This window comes from Herbinix hemicellulosilytica (genome assembly GCF_002904165.1).
GTDB lineage: Bacteria > Bacillota > Clostridia > Lachnospirales > Lachnospiraceae > Mobilitalea > Mobilitalea hemicellulosilytica.
This window is the reverse complement of sequence record NZ_CVTD020000007.1, coordinates 1-18,993: the sequence shown is the minus strand read 5'-3', so window position 1 is coordinate 18,993 and position 18,993 is coordinate 1. Positions and strand designations below refer to the sequence as shown.

The window sequence follows — 18,993 nt, the reverse complement described above, 5'->3', positions numbered from 1 at the left end:
CGTACAAGTTGTTAATAATAAAAGCCTTCTCCGGAATAATCCCTGAAGGCCTGATATTATTTTTCTTATGTCGTTTTTTAATTCTTCCGCAAACTCATCTTAAAACCTGTCCTGATAATCCGGTTCTTTTTCATTTGTCCTTCTGTGATAACACCGGGCCAAATTGCCGCTGTTTTCTTCAATCTCACCGAAAAATTCCCATCCGCAGCGTTCATAAAAGCCGGTATGGTCTGTTATAAGATATACGTCAGTTATTCCATGCTCATATAAGTCTTTGCATACCCTGTCCATAAGCCTGCGGGCTATTCCCTGACGGCGGTATTCTTCTTTCACATAAACAGCGCATATATTGGGCCTTAAATCCGGGCGCTTATGGAAGTCATTCTCTATTACTCCGATCCCTGCAATAATTTCATCATTTTCCTTTACAATATACCACTCAGGTATGCCTTCTTTTGCGTTCAGGCTTTCATTTATGCTGTCTAGGTAGGCTTGTTTTGGTATTCCCCATATACTATGAAAAAATTGCGCCGCTTTGTCAAAGAGATCAGGGTGTGAGCTTAATTTAACTATGTCCATTATTTATCCTCTCTTATTCGGATTAAACTTTCTTGTTTAGTTAAAATCATAATATCATAGTAAAGGTCTCGTGGCAAATTATTTATATTAAATATAACAGAGCATCTATATCTCGTCCTACATTTTTTACTAATTAAAATTTATCGATTTAAATAAATCAGAGCTGTTTATAAACCATATACAACCTTTAAGGTTTATAAACAGCTCTGTTAACCGTTTACCGATAATTTAAATAAAAACAGGCACGCTATATCGGCTTTTAAATAGAATTGAATCGGTTTCTTTACCTATTATTCATCTGATTTTTTGAATTCCCGTATGGCTTTTATAATTGCATCAATTTTTCTTTTATCGGCGGTAAAGCGGATGGGATAACCGGTATCTACAAGGTAAAAGCTTTCATCATACGGATAGTATTTGCTTGTATATGTTTCACCGGTATCTTTATAGCGATAAGTAATGGTAAGCACGGGTTGCAGGCCTTCTACAGATACTTCCTCTTTAAGCTGAGTATCATACTTGGCTCCTATCATAGCCTGGTATACTTCCTTAAATACGTCCTCTTTCGCTTCCTTGCCGTTATAGTAATAAGTTGCTACGGTTTCTTCGTTTCCTTCTTCGTCTGTAGTAACTTCCCGTTTAATTTCCATTGTGTAAGGCCTTCCGGAGATATCAATATCTACGCGCTCAATATTTTCAATGTTATGGATGCTTACAAACGAACTCATAAGGTTAAAAATATCTATTTCAAGCATAGCGTCCACATAGCTTGGGGTCATGGTGTAGACCGCATTGTCTCCGTCTTTCCTTACATAATAATTTCCCTTATCGTCCTTGTTGCCGACATATAATTTAAAGCTCTTATCTTCCCTGACAGTTTTTTTGGTGATTTCTTCACCGGTGTCCGGATCTGTTTCAGGTTTTTCAAGTTCTTCTTCCCGTTCTTCATAATATTCCACAAATATGGTGGCTAATGGCTCATCTAATCCATATTTGGAGAAATCACTTGCTTTGTAGTCTACACAACTTAAGAAGTAAAAATTGGTAAAATCATCAAGAAGTTCTGTAACTTTGGAACTGTCTGCGGCATAGGGCTCCTCATAAGGTTTGAGTATGGCCCAGGACAATAAAGGTGTACCTGCCACATGATATTCCGAATCGGGGTCATAAAGCAGCTCAAAGTCTTCTCCGTCCTTTTTTGTGACCTCTATATGATATATATTGTTAGATATTATGGAAGGCCCATTTTCTACCTGAGTCATATTGACATCGCTGTAAGACAGATTGGTTGCGTATATAGTAGGCAGTATAAATACGGTATCATTACCCTCCAGTTTTGCATAATACCCATTCCCGCCGGTAACTTCGTTTCCGATTAAAAGATAAACGCTTTTTCCGTCGGACTGGGTTGCTTTTATAGATGCGAAAGGATCAGTAAGCCCGTACTGTCCAAGGTCATCGGGATTTTCAATGACAATCCTGTCAGCTTTGATCTCATCAATGAGATTTATCATATTTTGAATATAATTTTGTCTTATAGGCCTTTCTTTATCGTCCACATATACCCATGTATCATTTTCCTTTATAAAGGTCATATCCGCATTCTCATTTTTATAATGAATAGTATCTATAAGCTCAGGGTCCATTGTCGCCATGATGAGAGAGGTATCTTCATCACTTGTTTCATTGTTATTGCCGAATTTATCCCTGTTTAGATACCATACATAAAAACCCGTCAAAATCACTAATATCCCTATAAGGGATATCAGTGTTATCCGGTTTTTCTTTTTTTTCTTTGACATTAGCGCTTCCTCCTCCTAACTACGATTACTATACCTGAAGCTAGGATAATTACCGGCAGCACTATTACTATGGCGGCGGCCCATATCATAGCAGCTTTCTGTGTTATATTAAGAAACTGAGGATACAGATATCTGGCTCTTACCGATATGGTATCCATTTCTCCTACCAGATTGGATATTGTTCCGACAAGCAGATAAAAGTTTCCGAAATCGCTTATCATATTATCGTCAAATATCATTTCCGATGTATATACTACCAGTTTTGAAGTAACTCCTTCATAGGTGTCACTGGAAACAACACCAGTATAGAATGGCCCGTCAATATCCCCATCCTCTTTCAAGAGGGTCTGAGGATTTAGGTCGACTTTTGAGTATGCAGAATCGGAAGTTTTTAGTAACGGTTCAATGGTAAGGGAACTTCTTACATTATCCAAAAGGGTTATGCCGGAAGATTTGGGGGTAACCACAATACGGTTGCTTTTTGATAAGGTATTTGTAATATCATGTTCCAATACCTCAGGCACAATGTATCGTGGATATAATGGAACATATCTGTCGGCATCCGCTTCACATATAATCCCTTTTTCAATCTGCATACCATAGTAATTTATTAATGAATTTAAGTTTACAAAATCCTGGGCCTGATAGTCCATTACTATGACTGCCTTGCCCCCTGCTGCCATATACTGCTTTATCATATCGATTTCCGAATCGGAGAAATCTATCTTAGGGCTGTTAATTATCAATACGTCACAGTCATCCGGCATCTTTTCCAGAGTCAGAGTCTGAAGAGACTGGATTTCTATGTTCATCCTGTCTAAGGTATCCTTAAACAGTTCACCGATTTCATACTCTTCATGGCCGACCGTATAATAAACAACAGGAAGATCCGGATTTGTAACATATTGAATGGCTGATATGAGTTTACCTTCTACATCCACACCTACCGTAAAATATTGAAAGCTTTGGTAGTCGAATTCCTGCACAAGCATTTCATTATAATCCACATACTTTGCCTTGTTTGTGCGGTTATTTACTACAAGAAAACTGCCTACACTAATCTCATCATCCACATACTGCTGGGCAAAAGTAGGGTATTGAACCGGGTCTTTTTGCACCAGGGTAATCTTGTCGGAAAGACTGTCGAATTTTTCGGCTATCTTTTGGAAAATCTGAGCTTCATTTCCCGCTTCGACCAGATAATAAATTGTTATGTCGTCTTCCATATTCTTTATGTATTCCTTGGTTTCGTCAGTTAAGGTGTACAGCTTATTGTTACTTAAGTCAATTTTTAAATCAAATTCTGATATTATTAAATTTATAAGAAGAATCAAAACTATAACTACCGCAGATATTACAGATACATAAGCTCCGCTTTTAAATTTTCTTCCGGTAAAGGAAGCCTTTATCTGCTCAATAATATTTTTTGAATTTTGCTTTTTATTATCGCTCATTGCTTCCTCCTCCATCCCTAGCTCCATCTCTTTTTCTTAATAACCTGAATTGAAAGGAACAAGAATATTATAATTATACTTAGGTAATAAATTATATCCGACAAATCAAATATACCCATGTAAAAATTATAGAAACGGGCATTTGCCGAAAGCCAATTAAATACCTTTATAACAGACCCTTCAAGGAGAGCAGGTTTAGACAGATAAATGGCAAGTAATATCCCCTCTCCTACAACTGCTGTTCCGACAGAAACAGTCAGGTTATGCATCATAAGCCAGAGTATAAAGCAAATTATTAGAATCAAAACCGTAAAAAAGATAAATGCGGATTTACTGCCGGTAGATATACTTTTGGCTATATTGTCCATAAATAAAGTTATGAAGAATACTATAAAAGTAATTACAGCCGCAACAACCTGGCTTTCAGTAAGGGAAGAAAGATACAAGCCCATTGCCAGATAAGCTCCTCCAAGCAAAAGAAAGCCAAATAAACTGGCATAAGCCGAAGCATACGGAACTTCCCCGAACCTTGACATAATCAGGGGGTATGTACTGATAACGGCAACTACCATAAACAATATGGTAAATACCGCAAAAAACTTACCAAGAACAATATCGGCAGCCGTAACCGGCGATGTCAAAAGAAGCTGGTCGGTTTTTTGTCTGTTTTCTTCCGCCATGATTCTCATAGTAAGAAGAGGTACAAGAAGAACAAAGATAAAACTTACATTTGCTACCGTATATTCAAAATTTGCTGCCCTGTTTACCAGGTTATAAATGTAAAAATAAACTCCGATTATAGCCAAAAACAGCGATATAAATACATACCCTATCATAGAAGTAAAATACGAACGCAATTCTTTTTTATAAATCGCCAGCATTATTACTTACCTCCTCTTTATCTGCGGATGATGACAAATCCTCGGTTTTATCCTCATATACTTCCGGTTTGTCCTCATTTATAAAAGCATCATCCTGAGTAACCTTAATAAAGATATCTTCCAGACTCATCCGTATGGATTGCATCTCTAAGATAGGAGTATTGTTTTTGCTCATGCTGTAAAAGACTTCTTCCCTAATATCATCGTCTTCTTTACAATATACGGTAAAACTGACTGTTCCCTCTTCAAGGCTTTCTTTTTCTTCTATCTTGGTTATTCTTCCTATCTTTTTAAGCTCATTAAGTACATCGTTTTTATTGCCCTTAATAACCAGCTTAAGGCCTCCGGTAGACCCGAAATGCAGGCTTAAGTTTTCCGGTTTGTCCTGTAATATTAATCTGCCTTTATCAATTATCATAACACTGTCACAAACCGCATTTACTTCCTGCATTATATGTGAACTTAAAATTACAGTATGATTTTTGCTAAGGTCACGAATCAAATCTCTTATTTCAATAATCTGCTTAGGATCAAGTCCGACTGTCGGTTCATCAAGAATAATAACTTCAGGATATCCCATAATGGCCTGGGCAAGTCCTACCCTTTGCTTATAACCTTTAGACAAATGTTTTATCAGACGGTTTCTCATGTCTGCTATCTTTGTGGCTTCCATGACATCATTCACCATCTGTCTTCTTGCAGATTTTTTTACTTTCTTGATATCTGCCACAAAGTTAAGGTATTCCCAAACCGTAAGATCAGGATACAAAGGCGGGAATTCCGGAAGGTAACCTATCATTTTTTTAACTTCTTCAGGCTCTTCAAAAACATCAATGCCGTTTACTGTTACTGTTCCTTCCGTCGCAGATATATAACCTGTAATAATATTCATAGTTGTGGTTTTTCCTGCCCCGTTGGGGCCGAGAAAACCTAATATCTGCCCCCTGTTAACGGTAAAAGACAAATCGTTTACAGCGGTATGGTTTCCATAACGCTTAACCAGATTTTTTACCTCAATCAAAACAGTCTCCTCCCTTGCAAATATGTATATATTCCATCCAGTATAATACAATAAGAATACGAAAAAATTGTGAACAAATATACAATTTGATATTATTTCATCATTCTATGTAATTGAAAATATATATTAACCATCATCATATATAAGAGTAAAAATAAAAAACCCTAAAATCACCGGTTAAGTGTTTTAGGGTCCAGTTTTATTTTTTACTTAGCCTATTACATCATTCATAGTGTACATTCCGGCAGGCTTGCCATGCAAAAACTTTGCTGCCTGTATAGCGCCCTTGGCAAAAATCGCTTTGGAATAAGCCGTATGTTTTATTTCGATAACCTCGTCGCTTCCCGCAAATATTATTTCATGTTCGCCGACAATAGTTCCTCCGCGGACAGCCGATATTCCTATTTCTTTTTTCTGTCTGGGAGCCCGGATATCGGTACGGTCATAGACATATTCATAAGAGTTGTTTAACGCATCGTTTATGGCATCGGCTAAGGCAAGTGCTGTCCCTGACGGGGCATCTACTTTTTTATTATGATGCTTCTCTACGATCTCAATATCAAAGCCTGATACAGCAAGAACCCTTGCGGCTTCTTTGACCAACTTGGTAATCAGGTTTATACCCATGGACATATTCGCCGACCTAAGTATGGAAATTAACCTTGAAGCTTCCTCTATCAGCTCCAGGTCCTTTTTTGTAAAGCCCGTTGTGCATAGTACAATCCCTATACCCCTGTCTATGGCAAAATCCAGCATATCCCTGACATTCACCGGTGAAGAAAAATCAATAATGACATCTGCCTTTATATTACACTGGGAAAAGCTTTGAAAAACCGGATAAGTATTTTGACCATCAGTTGACAAATCAATTCCTGCCACAATGGCGACATTTTCATCTTCATTTACCAACTGCGTAACTACCCGGCCCATTTTGCCATTGCATCCGCGTAAAATGATATTTGTCATATGCTTCCTCCGATCGTATTTTTACCGGTATTTATGCTACCGTTTTAATGTTGCAATTATTCATTTCTTTCTTAAGTCTTTCCTGATTTGCAGGTTCCATTTCGGTCAAAGGCATACGGGGTTTTCCTACATTAAAGCCCATCAGATTAAGAGCTGCCTTTACCGGGATAGGATTAACTTCACAGAATAATGCATTAATTAAAGGAAGATATTTAAGCTGAAGATTGCGGCTTGTAATTATATCGCCTTCCAGATATTTCATAACCATATCATGGGTTTCTCTGGGAGCAATATTTGACAATACGGAGATTACCCCTATGCCGCCCAGGGATAAAATAGGAACAACCATCTCGTCATTTCCTGAATACATATCTATATTTCCGTCAGTCAAATTCATTATTTCTGCCACTTGAGCTATATTGCCGCTGGCTTCCTTTATTCCTACTATATTATCAACGTTCTTTACCAGAGTTGCTACCGTCTTGGGCAGAATATTGCATCCGGTTCTTCCCGGTACGTTATAAAGTATAATAGGAATCGACACCTTTTTTGCCACTGCCGTAAAATGTTCTATAAGCCCGTTTTGTGTTGCTTTGTTGTAATACGGTGTGACAAGCAGAAGTCCGTCCGCCCCGTATTTTTCTGCTTCGGTTGACAGGTATATGGCTGTTTCGGTGCAGTTTGACCCGGTTCCCGCTATAACAGGTACTCTCTTGTTTACTTTTTCCACAGCAAATTTGATGCATTCCAGATGTTCTTCTTCGGTAAGTGTGGATGATTCTCCTGTCGTTCCGCAAATTATTATGCTGTCCGTACCGTTCTCAATCTGATAGTCAATCAATTCACCCAGTTTCTCATAATTAACCTCGTTTTTTTCGTTAAAGGGTGTTACGATAGCAACACCGGCTCCTTTGAATAAAGCCATAATGACACCTCCGTAAAATTTTATCTATGATTAATTACATTTCGTTCTGTATTCAATATTATGCTAAAAAAAAGGTCGACTGCAGAGTCGACTCTAAAGAATTCTGTACGTATATTAATTTATAGACGTACTATACGTATAAATTTAAAGATATATACGCATAATACGTATATAATACGTAAATTCTTTAGGTAGCGCTCCATCAATAAAACTGATGACAGTCATATGGTTATTCACCATATGCCCAGCAATAATAACTCAGGATTATTATTGCTTCGGCAGCATCCCCTTTCCGCTGTAATCACCTATCCCTGAAATATCATACAGCGTACTTATGAATGCCGCACCTCTACCTTAAGCAAAATTTTCAATTTTCGTAAACTTATATTAGCATTTATATCATATGATGTCAATACAAATAATTAAGCCTTAATTTTTTAATCAAACTTTTCATATTTTTATTAAAATGCCAAAAAATTTAATAAATATTTTAAAAGAAGCTTTACCAAATAAATAAAGGTATACAGATATAACCCAACACACCTACCTCATTATATGCACCTTAAATTCAAAATGTGTTTATCGTTATGTTTTGGTTATATCCGCATACCTTGAATCTGACATTATACATTTTAAATATCCAAAGATTATGATTCATCCAAATATTCCAGTTTGCTTACGGAGACCTCATAAGCTATGCGCTTTTCAAATTCGGTTTCACTAATTTTCTTTTGATATTCCCTGCTTTGAATTCTGCCCCAGATCTGCACATGACCGCCAACCGCAAATGTTTCGGCATATCTTGCGTTCCTGCCCCAGCTTATGCAGGGAATATAATCAGATTTTCCATACGGTCGGTTTACTGCCAGCAATATGTCCGCTATTTCTCTGCCAAGAGGGGTCTTACGGTAAACCGGAGGTTTGCATACATAGCCGTCCAGAAAGATGTAATTGGTTTTGACATTTTCGGATAATTGGTCGACTATTTTAATATCCCTGGCAAAAACCGACAGCACCAGTTTATTCTTGTTTTCTTCATGCCTGTTATAGGATCTGAACTGACCAATTATCTCGGCGTACTTACCGGTGTAATCCTGTTTTACGTCAATCAGCCTTTCGGAGACCATAACCGGTATAATATCGACCGCATCGCTAAGCCTTTTAACGATTACGTCAAAAAGATAAAATCCTTCTCCGAAGACCTCATGGCTAAACGTAAAAGCGTTTGCCACTTCACCTGCAATACTTACTTGATTGTTTTCAAAAATTTTATCCGCCATATCGTACCTCTCCCTTCTTTCGTGACGTTTTTTACGCCACTGCTTTTTATTAAAATGTGGGGTAAATTTATCTGTTTATTGTTAACAGCATTCATTCACCTATGATATATATATGCTAATATACATAATTTAGAAGTAAAAATTTACATATTTTTTTATTTTATCCAAAATTTGTTATATTATACAAAAATAATGTAATACATTGTGAGTTTTTCCTGAATCAAAAGTTGATTTTTATGTTTCCCTCTGATAAAATGTAAAAGTTGTATAAATAATGGTATGCTAAATTTAGAAAGAAGGTTAAATTAATGAAACGGCACGATGTCAGAAATGTGGCCATAATAGCTCATGTCGACCATGGCAAGACTACTTTGGTGGATGGGTTATTAAAGCAAAGCGGTGTATTTCGTTCCAATCAGTTCGTAATGGAACGGGTTTTAGATTCTAATGATTTGGAAAGAGAACGAGGCATTACCATTTTATCGAAAAATACTGCCGTTACTTATAACGGTATTAAAATTAATATAGTGGATACGCCGGGCCATGCGGACTTTGGCGGCGAAGTTGAACGCGTGCTTAAAATGGTTGACGGGGTCATTCTGGTTGTAGATGCATTCGAAGGACCTATGCCCCAAACTAAATTTGTACTTAAAAATGCTTTAGATCTTTCACTTCCTGTAATAGTATGTGTAAATAAAATCGACCGGCCGGAAGCAAGGCCTATGGAAGTTGTGGATGAAGTCCTTGAATTGCTCATTGAACTTGATGCGGATGAAAAGCAACTTGATTGTCCTTTTATTTTTGCTTCCGCCAAGGCAGGTTTTGCATCCTTTTCACCTGATGAGAAAACAGACAGTCTTAAGCCCCTTTTTGATACAATAATAAATTACATCCCCGCTCCGGAAGGAGATCCCGACCAGGGCACCCAGATTCTTATCAGTACCATTGACTATAATGAATATGTAGGCCGTATCGGCATCGGAAAAGTAGAACGGGGAACTATACGCGTAAATGACGATGTTGTAATTGTAAATGCCCATAATCCCGATCAAAGTAACAGGGTAAAGGTAAGTAAACTTTATGAATTTGACGGACTTAAAAGGGTTGAGGTGACAGAGGCAACAATCGGCTCAATTGTAGCCGTATCGGGTATTGCCGATATTCATATCGGTGATACAATATGTTCTCCCGACCGGCCGGAACCCCTGCCTTTCCAGAAAATATCCGAGCCTACTATTGCCATGTATTTTAATGTAAATGACAGCCCTTTTGCCGGTACCGAAGGCAAGTATGTCACATCAAGGCATTTGCGTGACCGCTTGTTTAGAGAATTAAATACAGACGTAAGCCTGCGGGTAGAAGAAACTGATACAACGGAAAGTTTTAAGGTTTCGGGCCGAGGAGAACTTCATCTTTCCATACTGATCGAAAATATGAGAAGAGAAGGCTATGAATTTTCGGTAAGCAAACCTGAAGTTTTATATAAAGAAGACGAAAAGGGCAACAGGTTGGAGCCTATGGAACGGGCCCTTATTGACGTTCCCGATGAATATACCGGTATTGTTATAGAAAAGCTTGGCCAGCGTAAAGGTGAATTGATAAATATGCGCCCCACAGGAACAGGCAATACCAGACTGGAATTTTCCATCCCTTCAAGAGGCCTTATCGGTTATCGCGGAGAGTTTCTTACCGATACTAAAGGAACGGGTATAATGAATACCATTTTTGACGGATACGGCCCCTATAAGGGAGATATTCAGTACCGCAAGACCGGAAGCCTTATAGCATTTGAAACCGGTGAAAGTACAGCTTACGGTTTATATAATGCCCAGGAGCGTGGTATCCTCTTTATCGGCCCCGGAACGAAAGTTTATTGCGGCATGGTAGTGGGTCAAAATCCCAAATCCGAAGATATAGAAGTAAATGTATGCAAACGCAAACAGCTTACCAATATGAGAGCTGCAGGTTCCGATGAGGCTTTAAGATTAACACCGCCTAAAATATTAAGTCTTGAACAGGCTCTGGATTTCATTGAAACGGACGAATTATTGGAAATTACTCCAAAAAGCCTTCGAATCCGCAAAAAAATCCTCGATTCAACCCAGCGTATGCGCGAACGCAGAAACAGAACAGGTTCATAAATGTAATCATACAGCCTGATATTACAGTTGGTTATATAAAAAGAGTGCAAACATTCCTAAGTGTTTACACTCTTTTTACTTATAATTTATTTTCCGTCAGCAACCCGTTTGCTCCAATATATAATCAAAGCAACGATCCGGGTATTTTTTGATATCTTTTACGGATTTAATATCGTATTTTATACAAATATCCTTAAAATATTGCTTCATACTTTCCTTGGATATTATCTTGTTATTATATTTATCAAGAGATACCTTCATCATAGTTCTTTCAAAATTCATCAGGGCTTCTAAAGCTTTAGGTCCGTACCACATAAAAGCTTCATAAACTTCGTCTATTAATTCCTTTTCCTCATCATTAAGGTAATCGTCACCCAAATCCAATTTCTGTATGCCGCAGCGTTTCATATTTTGATATAATTTAAGATACGGCATTTTCTCGTTATTAATTCCATAGTCTTCTTCAAACATTTCCTTATCATACAGGGCAAGAGAAAAGGCCTGAACATAATACAGCAAATACTGAATATAGCATGGGCAAACTTCGGCATCACTTTTAGCAATCAAATAATACGCCACAGCATATATCTTGGATGCCATGATTTTTGAAAGAACTGCTTTCTTGCTCTTTTTAAAAGCTACATTAGTAAGGCAATCCTTTCTCTTCATCAATAAATCATAATAATATTCAGGATTGTCCAAAATAGTCCTTAGCTTACTGGAATACTCGCTGGTGGGTATATCCCCCTCCATATAACGAATTATTGTAGTTTCTCCCCAACCAAGCAATTTGGCTAAAGGTTTTTTTCCTATCCGGTATTTTTCAAGTATTTCTCTAATCTCCTCTGATGTAATTACCCCTTCGTTTTCATATTTGTTACTCATTTCCATACTCCTCTACTCCTCATCTTATGGCTATTATGGATATAACAACGGTAATTGATATATATATACTCATCAGTAGTAATTACCTTTGCATAATATAAAATTAAAATTTCCTGAATTCGTTTATATCATGAATTATAATTTTAAAGCCCCTAATAAGCCTGTCAAACGTCCCCACTCTGTATAAGTTTACTATCACCATTCCGACAGGAACGCCTAAAATCATTCCCAAAACCCCATATAACTTATATCCGATATATAAAAATATCAATGTACTAAGCGGACTGAGGCCTATACTGTCACCGACCATTTTGGGCTGCAGTACCTGCTTTGTAATCTGGCAAATCAGATATATAATTACCAATCCTATTGCCCTGAAATAATTACCCGAAAGCATATCCACCAAGGCCCAGGGCCAAAGCACCGCTCCTGTCCCGAAAACTGGAAGGAAATCAAGAAAGGCTATACCAAGCGCCAGCAAAACCGAATATGATACCTTTAGTATTTCAAATCCCACAATCATAATAATTGTTAAGACAAACATAATTTTTAGCTGGGCTTTAAAATAGCCTCCTACAGCCTTTGTAAAATTGTTATATATTAAATTCCATCCCTCAATTACGGAGTTCGGAAAAAACTTTTTGAAGCCTTCCATAAGCTCGTCTCTTTTAATTATAAAGAAATATGCCGACAATATGGTTATTATAAATGTCAGGAAAAATTCAGCGATATTCTGTGCCAGGTTGCTTGCTCCACTGAAGGTAAGCAAATCTCCGCTTGGTTCAAAATTCATCAGATTCTTGTTTATTCTGTCCAACAGATTGTCAACAAATTTCTGGACCGGTTTTGGCATATCATTATTTATATCCCTTATTTTTACAGATATATTATCAATCTGTACTTCAACCTGTTCTATTATAGCAGGCAGATCTTTTGCCAACTGCTTGCTCTCTTTAATCAATACCGATACAATCAGATATAAAGTTCCCACTATGGCTGCAATAACTACGATAATAATTATTGCTGAGCTGTGTTTTCTAAGCAACTTAACCTTGCTTTCCAAAAACTTTACAAGGGGATTTGCAATCATTGCTACAATCCAGCCTATTACAAAAGGCAAAAAGAAACCAAGCAGTTTAGGTACTATAATAACCAGACATAAAACAACAATCACGGCAAATAATAAATTTATAAATATTTTTAAATATTTTATAAATCTTGATTCACCCATAAATCCTCCAGCGCCGGATTATGCCTCATTGTATAAGACTTGCAGTAACCCATTTTTAATATAATATCATAAATATTTATACATTTCCATAGAATAAATAAAAAATTAACTAATATTAAAATTAGATTTTCTAATATTATAAATATTGATTCATTAATAAATATTATCTCACACTTTTCCTGCTTATAAGCATAGCCTTAATGTTTATAGTCAGGCATAAATACTCTTATCAAAAAAACGTTTAAATTTTATAAATTTTACACCAAATAAATTAATTTTTCCAGTGATTATGGAAAATGTTTTGTTAAACCCGTATAATTTTTACTTATTTGCTTTTAACTGTTCCGATAATTAATGTAATAAAGAAAATCAAGGCAGCTATTATCACCACAGTAGGACCGGTGGCAGTTCCCAGATAAAAGGATAAAATTAAACCTGTAATACCTGAAAATACGGAAATCAGCAAGGAAAACAGGTGATATTCCCTCATATTTGATGCTATATTGCGGCCGGCGGCAGCAGGCAAAGTCAGTAAAGCGTTAATAATCAGTATGCCTACCCACTTTATAGAAAGCATTACAATCACGGCAATTAAAATACAAAAAGATGCTTCGACCAAGTTAATATTTATTTTTTTACTTTTCGCCAATGATGTATTAATAGCTACAGAGTGAAGTTTATTAAATCCGACAAACCAATATATTAGTGTAACGATAAGTATAATGCATAACAGCCTTATTTCCATGGGGTTAATACTTAATATGTCGCCTAACAGCAAACTTGAATACTTTGAAAAATTTCCGCCCCGGGACAGAATTACAAGGCCCAGTGCCATGCTGAATGAAGAAAAAACCGATATTAAAGTATCAGTAGACAAAGTTTTTTTATTCTTGATGTAATTTAACAATACTGCAAATATAATAGCGTAAGCTGTCATTGAAAAGTTTGTATCCGCTATTCCCATAATTGCCCCAAGGGCTATGCCGGTTAATGCCGAGTGCCCCAGTGCATCCGAAAAAAAGGCCATTCGGTTATTTACTATCATGGTACCTAAAATTCCGAATAAGGGTGTTATAATAACTACAGCCAGCAAAGCATTCTTCATAAAATTATATTCAATCCAGGAAAAAGGAAGTATTGTTTCCAATAAATTATAGATAGTATTCATTCAACCCTCCCAAACACTTTTAAAAAGTCTTCGCATCCGCTTACTTCTTCAAAAGTGCCCTCTTTTAATATAGTTTTATCCAGCAAAACCACATGGTCTGCATATTTTTTTACGAACTCAAAATCATGGGAAACCATTATTATCGCCAAATCAAAATTTTCTTTGATTTTCTGAATGTTATTATAAAAAAGCTCCATGCCGTTTTTGTCTATACCGGAAACCGGCTCGTCCAAAAGCAATAAATTCGGCATAGGAGTTATAGCAATTGCCAATAAAACTCTTTGAAGTTCACCGCCTGACAAATCGCAGGCTCTTTTGTCGATTAAGTCCTGCGCATCAAAAATACTTAAACGCTCTTTAATAAAGTCATATAATTTCTTGCTTTTTTTAAGGAAAACCGGAGTCCTGCTTATGTAGCCGGCAAAAAGATCGTATACACTTACAGGTGTATTTTTTTCGATATGAAAATTCTGCGGAACATATCCTATTTTTAAATCTTCCACTGCATTACTTTTTAAATCGGTAAACTCAATCCTTCCGCTATGCTTTACTTCACCAAGAATTGCTTTTATCAATGTTGTTTTTCCGGCTCCGTTTCTACCTATTATAACAGTAAGTTTACCGCAATGGATATGAAGATTAATTTTGTCTATGATAAACTCCTCATCAGCCTTGACACTAATATCCCTGATTTTTAAACAGTGCTGACCACAGGCAAAATTGCCGGAACTTTCATGAACTTTGTTTCTTTTTATATCCTGATTAAAGGTCCACAGCATAGGTTTCCTCCTTAGGCTAATTGCCGCTTTCAAATGCTTCTTTTAGTGTTTCTATGTTTTTTCTCATGGATTTAACATATGAATCCTTGTCCGCATCGCCTGTAACCGCGGTATCTATTATATATACCTGAGCATTTGTTTCTTCCTTAATCCGATCCGATACGGTATCTTTATGCTGCTCTTCGGCAAAAAGATAACGGATACCATCTTTTTTAATTAAGTCAATAACTTCAGCGATTGTACCAGCACTTAGAGGATTGTCATCATGGACCTCCAATGCAAAAGCCACATCAAGCCCTGCCTTTTTGGCAAGATAAGCAAAAGAATCATGGAATATTATAACCTTATTGCTGATGTTTTTATTTTCAGCCATGTCCTTTATTATATCAAGTAACCGGTTCATTTCATCAGAAATAACTTTAACTTCATCAAGATATGCCTTGGCATTGGTATTTATCTTTTCAGTAATTTCGCTCTGATTTTTAACAGATATATTACTGAAGTATTCCTCTAATCCCTGTCTAGCGTTTTCTATCTGTATCATATATAGGTCCGGATCAAGCCAAACATGGGGGTTATATTCACCTTCATGTTCAAGACTCTCAAGCATAGAAATATTTTTACTAAGGTCAATTACTGTAATATCCGGATAGTTTTTAATAACATCCTCCAAATATTCTTCCATCCCACCGCCGTTTATTATAAATACATCGGCATCTGACAATAATCTCATATCATTGGTAGTCAACTGATAATCATGCAGGCATCCTGCGCTAAAGTCGGTAAGACTGTCTACTTTTATGCCAGAAACCTGATCAGTTAAATTTAAGGTCAGGATGTATACCGGATAAAAGGAAGTAACAATCCTGATATTATCCTCATCTGTTTTTAATTCTTTACTATTGTTGACGGTAATTACGGCAAAAACAGCAGCAAATACCACCAGCATTATACTTAATAAAATTAATAATTTTTTCTTCATAACGTCTCCCTCTATTGCAACTCATTTGCATTTACAAATTATATTATAAGTATTACCCTATGTCAAATGCTTTAGCCGTATTGTAGTCTAACTATTTAGGATTTAAAATACATGTGGTAAAAAAAATATATAAAACGTAATAATCTCTTTTGTATTACGATTAAGTTACAAAAAAAATTACAAACAGAAAATAACTATTTCTTAAGTTTACCAAAAAATTCAAGATTGTATTACCAATATGCAACTAATGATATAATTTATTAATTGAACTATTTTGAGACTTTGAAATAGTATATATTCTTTATGCAGTTCTTTGTGTATTTTATAAAATCTTTACTGTTCTGATGTGATACTTTTAAAAATTTATGGTATGCAGTTTACAAATAGTCAAGCTTCTGAAAACAAGGCAAAACATTTACTATTTTCCTAAATTTTTCTTATCCAGTTTGATTTTCATCATAAACTAATATGTACATTTTAAGACATAAATGGTAATATATTGCAGAGTCATAGAAAATTAACGCTTATATGCAAATCATTTCTTCTTGACTATATCAGTTTGTCGATTAGACCTATGAGATAGAAATCTCCTCATAAAAAATCCTAATAGATTTATTAAGTATAAAAATCATTATAACGACGCATATTAATTGGTTTCTTGTCTTAATAGTTATAATATTGTATAATTAGATTCGATAATTTTTCAAATAAAATATATAATCTAAGTTTTTTGCAAAATATAAAAGTAGGAGAAATAGCAATGAGATATAAAAACAATAACAACTCTAAGAAAAAATCATACAAAAATTACACCAACGTTAATGAATCAAAATCAAATTTTTGGTTATTAATGCCGGTTATATTTGTTATTTCAGTATTACCTTTTATCACAAGATTAAAACAAACAAATGCTAATCTGTCTATATATCCTTGGTTTCCTTTAAATGATATTGATGCTGACTTTTTTCTTTATTATAAAAAGGTTTTATTTTTATTTGCCGTATGCTATATGTTTATTTTGGTTTTATATAAAATATATATCAATAATATAAGCATGGAATACACCCGTATTTTAATTCCTCTTACTATATATGGCACACTTACATTATTGTCCTCTTTGTTTTCTAAATTTAGAACTTACAGTTTAAGAGGAACTATTGATCATCATGAACCTGTATTTGTATTTTTAGGTTATTGTATAATTGTTTACTATGTCCTACTATATATTCAAACTGAAAAAGATATAGAGATAATTATAAATTGTTTTATTATTAGTATAATTTTGATGAGTATATTGGGCCTTACTCAGTATCTGGGAAAAGACTTTTTTGCAACCACATTAGGCAAAAAATTAATTTTACCCAAATCATATTGGAATAATTTAGATTTAATATCATTTAATTTTGAAAAAAATCGTGTTTACCTTACATTGCATAATCCAAATTACGTTGGTTCATACATAGCTCTTGCAGCTCCTCTTATTTTGATTTTAACTTTTTTTATTAAAAATAAGTATTGGAAACTTCCTATTTATCTTACTTCATTTGCAGGTATTTTAATATGCTTGATTGGCTCAAAATCTAAAACTGCTATAATAGGGCTTATAGCAGGTGGATTGCTAGCTGTTATTGTTTTTTACAGATTTATTATAAAATATTTTTATTTGAGTATTCCCTTTATCTTTTTCGTTATAGGTTTATTATTTACTTATAATAATGCTAATAATAATCTTCTGGTAAACCAATTAAAACAAGCATTTAATTTTGTAAAAACAGAACCAGCTTTAGAAGATATACAAACATTGGATGACAAAATCTTAATTACTTATCAGGGAAATAAACTTCAGATAATATCTTTTCCATATAATAATGATGTAATCTTTTTAGCATTAGATGAAAATAATAATTCTTTGCCGCTTTTATATAACGAGGAAAAGAATTGTTATATTATAATGGATGATAGGTTTCCAGGTTTTGAACTTGGATATGCCTTATTTAATGATATAAATAGCTTTTATGTAAATATTGATGAACACGATTGGTTTTTCACAAATTTCACACCTGATAATACCTATTATTACATTACCAGATACGGAAAGTTGGATAAAATTATAAAGGCCCCATCAGTACTTTTTAACGGATATGAAAAATATGCATCAGGTCGTGGTTACATTTGGTCAAGAACTATACCTTTACTTAAAAAATATTTATTTTTGGGTGCAGGAGCAGATACTTACGTACTAGCATTTCCTCAGCAAGATTATGTAAACCTTTATAATTATGGATTTTCTAATCAAATTCTTACAAAACCCCATAATATGTATCTGCAAATAGCCGTTCAGTCTGGAGTACTTTCACTTGTAGCTTATCTTGTCTTTTACGCAATGTATTTTGTTTCAAGCTTTAAACTATATATTAAAAGTAAATTTATAAGTTATTATTCTCAAGTTGGTGTAGCTATACTTATTTCAACTTTTACTTATATGGTCGTAAGTCTGGCAAACGACTCTATTATAGCCGTATCTCCTATTTTCTGGGTCTTAATCGGATTAGGAATTGTTACCAACAAAAAAGAAAAAAAACTATTAGGTAACGCTTAAAATATTATAGAAAATTAAATAGCAAACTAAATGTTGCAAACGCTAAGGAATTAATAATTTAATATATCTACCAATTTATTGCATTGTAGTGTGTAATGCTTAATTTTAATGTATTTTCTGATAATATGATTAATAATATATCCCTGTGAGTATATAAAGTTAGTATAAAAATTTAGATAATATATGATAATAGCCTAAGGCTCAAAAAAAGATTTTTATTAAAAATTTACTAACCCTAAAATTAGTTGAATTGAATCCTGTATTGTTTAAAAATTAATCTTTTTAATTTCCGGCTCTTTG

Annotated in this window: 15 protein-coding genes and 1 riboswitch; of the genes, 2 read left to right on the top strand and 13 right to left on the bottom strand. The window is 35.0% G+C overall.

Translation table 11 applies throughout. The features are described 5' to 3' along the window. Nucleotides 1–99 precede the first annotated feature (99 nt). The 8 genes from HHT355_RS00845 to HHT355_RS00810 form a co-directional block, all read right to left on the bottom strand. Nucleotides 100–579: a GNAT family N-acetyltransferase gene (locus HHT355_RS00845; RefSeq protein ID WP_103201571.1), complete on the bottom strand. Its 480-nt coding sequence runs from the start codon at nt 577–579 to the stop codon at nt 100–102. 290 nt (nt 580–869) lie between these two features. Then, nucleotides 870–2,381, bottom strand: coding sequence for a DUF4340 domain-containing protein (locus HHT355_RS00840; RefSeq protein WP_103201570.1), 1,512 nt, complete (start codon nt 2,379–2,381; stop codon nt 870–872). Then, the gene (locus HHT355_RS00835; RefSeq protein WP_158245847.1) at nt 2,381–3,835 is read right to left on the bottom strand and encodes a GldG family protein; all 1,455 of its coding nucleotides are present in this window, start codon (nt 3,833–3,835) and stop codon (nt 2,381–2,383) included. Before HHT355_RS00835 ends, HHT355_RS00840 begins: the two co-directional genes overlap by 1 nt. A 17-nt stretch (nt 3,836–3,852) precedes the next feature. After that, nucleotides 3,853–4,716, bottom strand: coding sequence for an ABC transporter permease (locus HHT355_RS00830; protein WP_103201568.1), 864 nt, complete (start codon nt 4,714–4,716; stop codon nt 3,853–3,855). Then, the gene (locus tag HHT355_RS00825) at nt 4,700–5,737 is read right to left on the bottom strand and encodes an ABC transporter ATP-binding protein (RefSeq protein ID WP_103201567.1); all 1,038 of its coding nucleotides are present in this window, start codon (nt 5,735–5,737) and stop codon (nt 4,700–4,702) included. Before HHT355_RS00825 ends, HHT355_RS00830 begins: the two co-directional genes overlap by 17 nt. 210 nt (nt 5,738–5,947) lie before the next feature. Then, nucleotides 5,948–6,703: a 4-hydroxy-tetrahydrodipicolinate reductase gene (gene dapB / locus HHT355_RS00820; RefSeq protein ID WP_103201566.1), complete on the bottom strand. Its 756-nt coding sequence runs from the start codon at nt 6,701–6,703 to the stop codon at nt 5,948–5,950. A 31-nt stretch (nt 6,704–6,734) separates the two neighbouring features. After that, nucleotides 6,735–7,628: a 4-hydroxy-tetrahydrodipicolinate synthase gene (gene dapA / locus HHT355_RS00815; RefSeq protein WP_103201565.1), complete on the bottom strand. Its 894-nt coding sequence runs from the start codon at nt 7,626–7,628 to the stop codon at nt 6,735–6,737. A 184-nt stretch (nt 7,629–7,812) separates the two neighbouring features. Next, a riboswitch (Lysine riboswitch) is annotated at nt 7,813–7,988 on the bottom strand. A gap of 287 nt (nt 7,989–8,275) precedes the next feature. Continuing rightward, nucleotides 8,276–8,908: a single-stranded DNA-binding protein gene (locus HHT355_RS00810; protein WP_103201564.1), complete on the bottom strand. Its 633-nt coding sequence runs from the start codon at nt 8,906–8,908 to the stop codon at nt 8,276–8,278. A 308-nt stretch (nt 8,909–9,216) separates the two neighbouring features. Between HHT355_RS00810 and typA the strand changes: the two genes are divergently transcribed. Continuing rightward, nucleotides 9,217–11,049, top strand: a complete 1,833-nt coding sequence (gene typA, locus HHT355_RS00805; RefSeq protein ID WP_103201563.1) for a translational GTPase TypA — start codon at nt 9,217–9,219, stop codon at nt 11,047–11,049. Between the two features lie 96 nt (nt 11,050–11,145). Here typA and HHT355_RS00800 read toward each other — a convergent pair whose 3' ends face one another. The 5 genes from HHT355_RS00800 to HHT355_RS00780 form a co-directional block, all read right to left on the bottom strand. After that, the gene (locus HHT355_RS00800; RefSeq protein WP_146039158.1) at nt 11,146–11,934 is read right to left on the bottom strand and encodes a hypothetical protein; all 789 of its coding nucleotides are present in this window, start codon (nt 11,932–11,934) and stop codon (nt 11,146–11,148) included. A 103-nt stretch (nt 11,935–12,037) separates the two neighbouring features. Next, nucleotides 12,038–13,165: a sporulation integral membrane protein YtvI gene (ytvI, locus tag HHT355_RS00795; RefSeq protein WP_103201561.1), complete on the bottom strand. Its 1,128-nt coding sequence runs from the start codon at nt 13,163–13,165 to the stop codon at nt 12,038–12,040. A gap of 325 nt (nt 13,166–13,490) precedes the next feature. After that, nucleotides 13,491–14,333: a metal ABC transporter permease gene (locus tag HHT355_RS00790; RefSeq protein WP_170124951.1), complete on the bottom strand. Its 843-nt coding sequence runs from the start codon at nt 14,331–14,333 to the stop codon at nt 13,491–13,493. Beyond that, on the bottom strand, nt 14,330–15,112 hold the full coding sequence (locus HHT355_RS00785) for a metal ABC transporter ATP-binding protein (protein WP_103201560.1): 783 nt from the start codon (nt 15,110–15,112) through the stop codon (nt 14,330–14,332). The genes HHT355_RS00790 and HHT355_RS00785 overlap by 4 nt, the downstream gene beginning before the upstream one ends. 16 nt (nt 15,113–15,128) lie before the next feature. After that, nucleotides 15,129–16,094, bottom strand: a complete 966-nt coding sequence (locus tag HHT355_RS00780; RefSeq protein WP_103201559.1) for a metal ABC transporter substrate-binding protein — start codon at nt 16,092–16,094, stop codon at nt 15,129–15,131. A 760-nt stretch (nt 16,095–16,854) separates the two neighbouring features. Here HHT355_RS00780 and HHT355_RS00775 point away from each other — a divergent pair. Then, nucleotides 16,855–18,693 (top strand): O-antigen ligase family protein, encoded by a 1,839-nt coding sequence (locus tag HHT355_RS00775; protein WP_103201558.1) that lies wholly within the window; start codon nt 16,855–16,857, stop codon nt 18,691–18,693. Nucleotides 18,694–18,993: the final 300 nt, after the last annotated feature.

Bases quoted from the DNA above. Each gene is read 5' to 3' on its own strand.
- HHT355_RS00845 (WP_103201571.1), bottom strand. From the start codon at position 579: ATGGACATAGTTAAATTAAGCTCACACCCTGATCTCTTTGACAAAGCG.
- HHT355_RS00840 (WP_103201570.1), bottom strand. From the start codon at position 2,381: ATGTCAAAGAAAAAAAAGAAAAACCGGATAACACTGATATCCCTTATA.
- HHT355_RS00835 (WP_158245847.1), bottom strand. From the start codon at position 3,835: ATGAGCGATAATAAAAAGCAAAATTCAAAAAATATTATTGAGCAGATA.
- HHT355_RS00830 (WP_103201568.1), bottom strand. From the start codon at position 4,716: ATGCTGGCGATTTATAAAAAAGAATTGCGTTCGTATTTTACTTCTATG.
- dapB (WP_103201566.1), bottom strand. From the start codon at position 6,703: ATGACAAATATCATTTTACGCGGATGCAATGGCAAAATGGGCCGGGTA.
- dapA (WP_103201565.1), bottom strand. From the start codon at position 7,628: ATGGCTTTATTCAAAGGAGCCGGTGTTGCTATCGTAACACCCTTTAAC.
- HHT355_RS00810 (WP_103201564.1), bottom strand. From the start codon at position 8,908: ATGGCGGATAAAATTTTTGAAAACAATCAAGTAAGTATTGCAGGTGAA.
- typA (WP_103201563.1), top strand. From the start codon at position 9,217: ATGAAACGGCACGATGTCAGAAATGTGGCCATAATAGCTCATGTCGAC.
- HHT355_RS00800 (WP_146039158.1), bottom strand. From the start codon at position 11,934: ATGAGTAACAAATATGAAAACGAAGGGGTAATTACATCAGAGGAGATT.
- ytvI (WP_103201561.1), bottom strand. From the start codon at position 13,165: ATGGGTGAATCAAGATTTATAAAATATTTAAAAATATTTATAAATTTA.
- HHT355_RS00790 (WP_170124951.1), bottom strand. From the start codon at position 14,333: ATGAATACTATCTATAATTTATTGGAAACAATACTTCCTTTTTCCTGG.
- HHT355_RS00785 (WP_103201560.1), bottom strand. From the start codon at position 15,112: ATGCTGTGGACCTTTAATCAGGATATAAAAAGAAACAAAGTTCATGAA.
- HHT355_RS00780 (WP_103201559.1), bottom strand. From the start codon at position 16,094: ATGAAGAAAAAATTATTAATTTTATTAAGTATAATGCTGGTGGTATTT.
- HHT355_RS00775 (WP_103201558.1), top strand. From the start codon at position 16,855: ATGAGATATAAAAACAATAACAACTCTAAGAAAAAATCATACAAAAAT.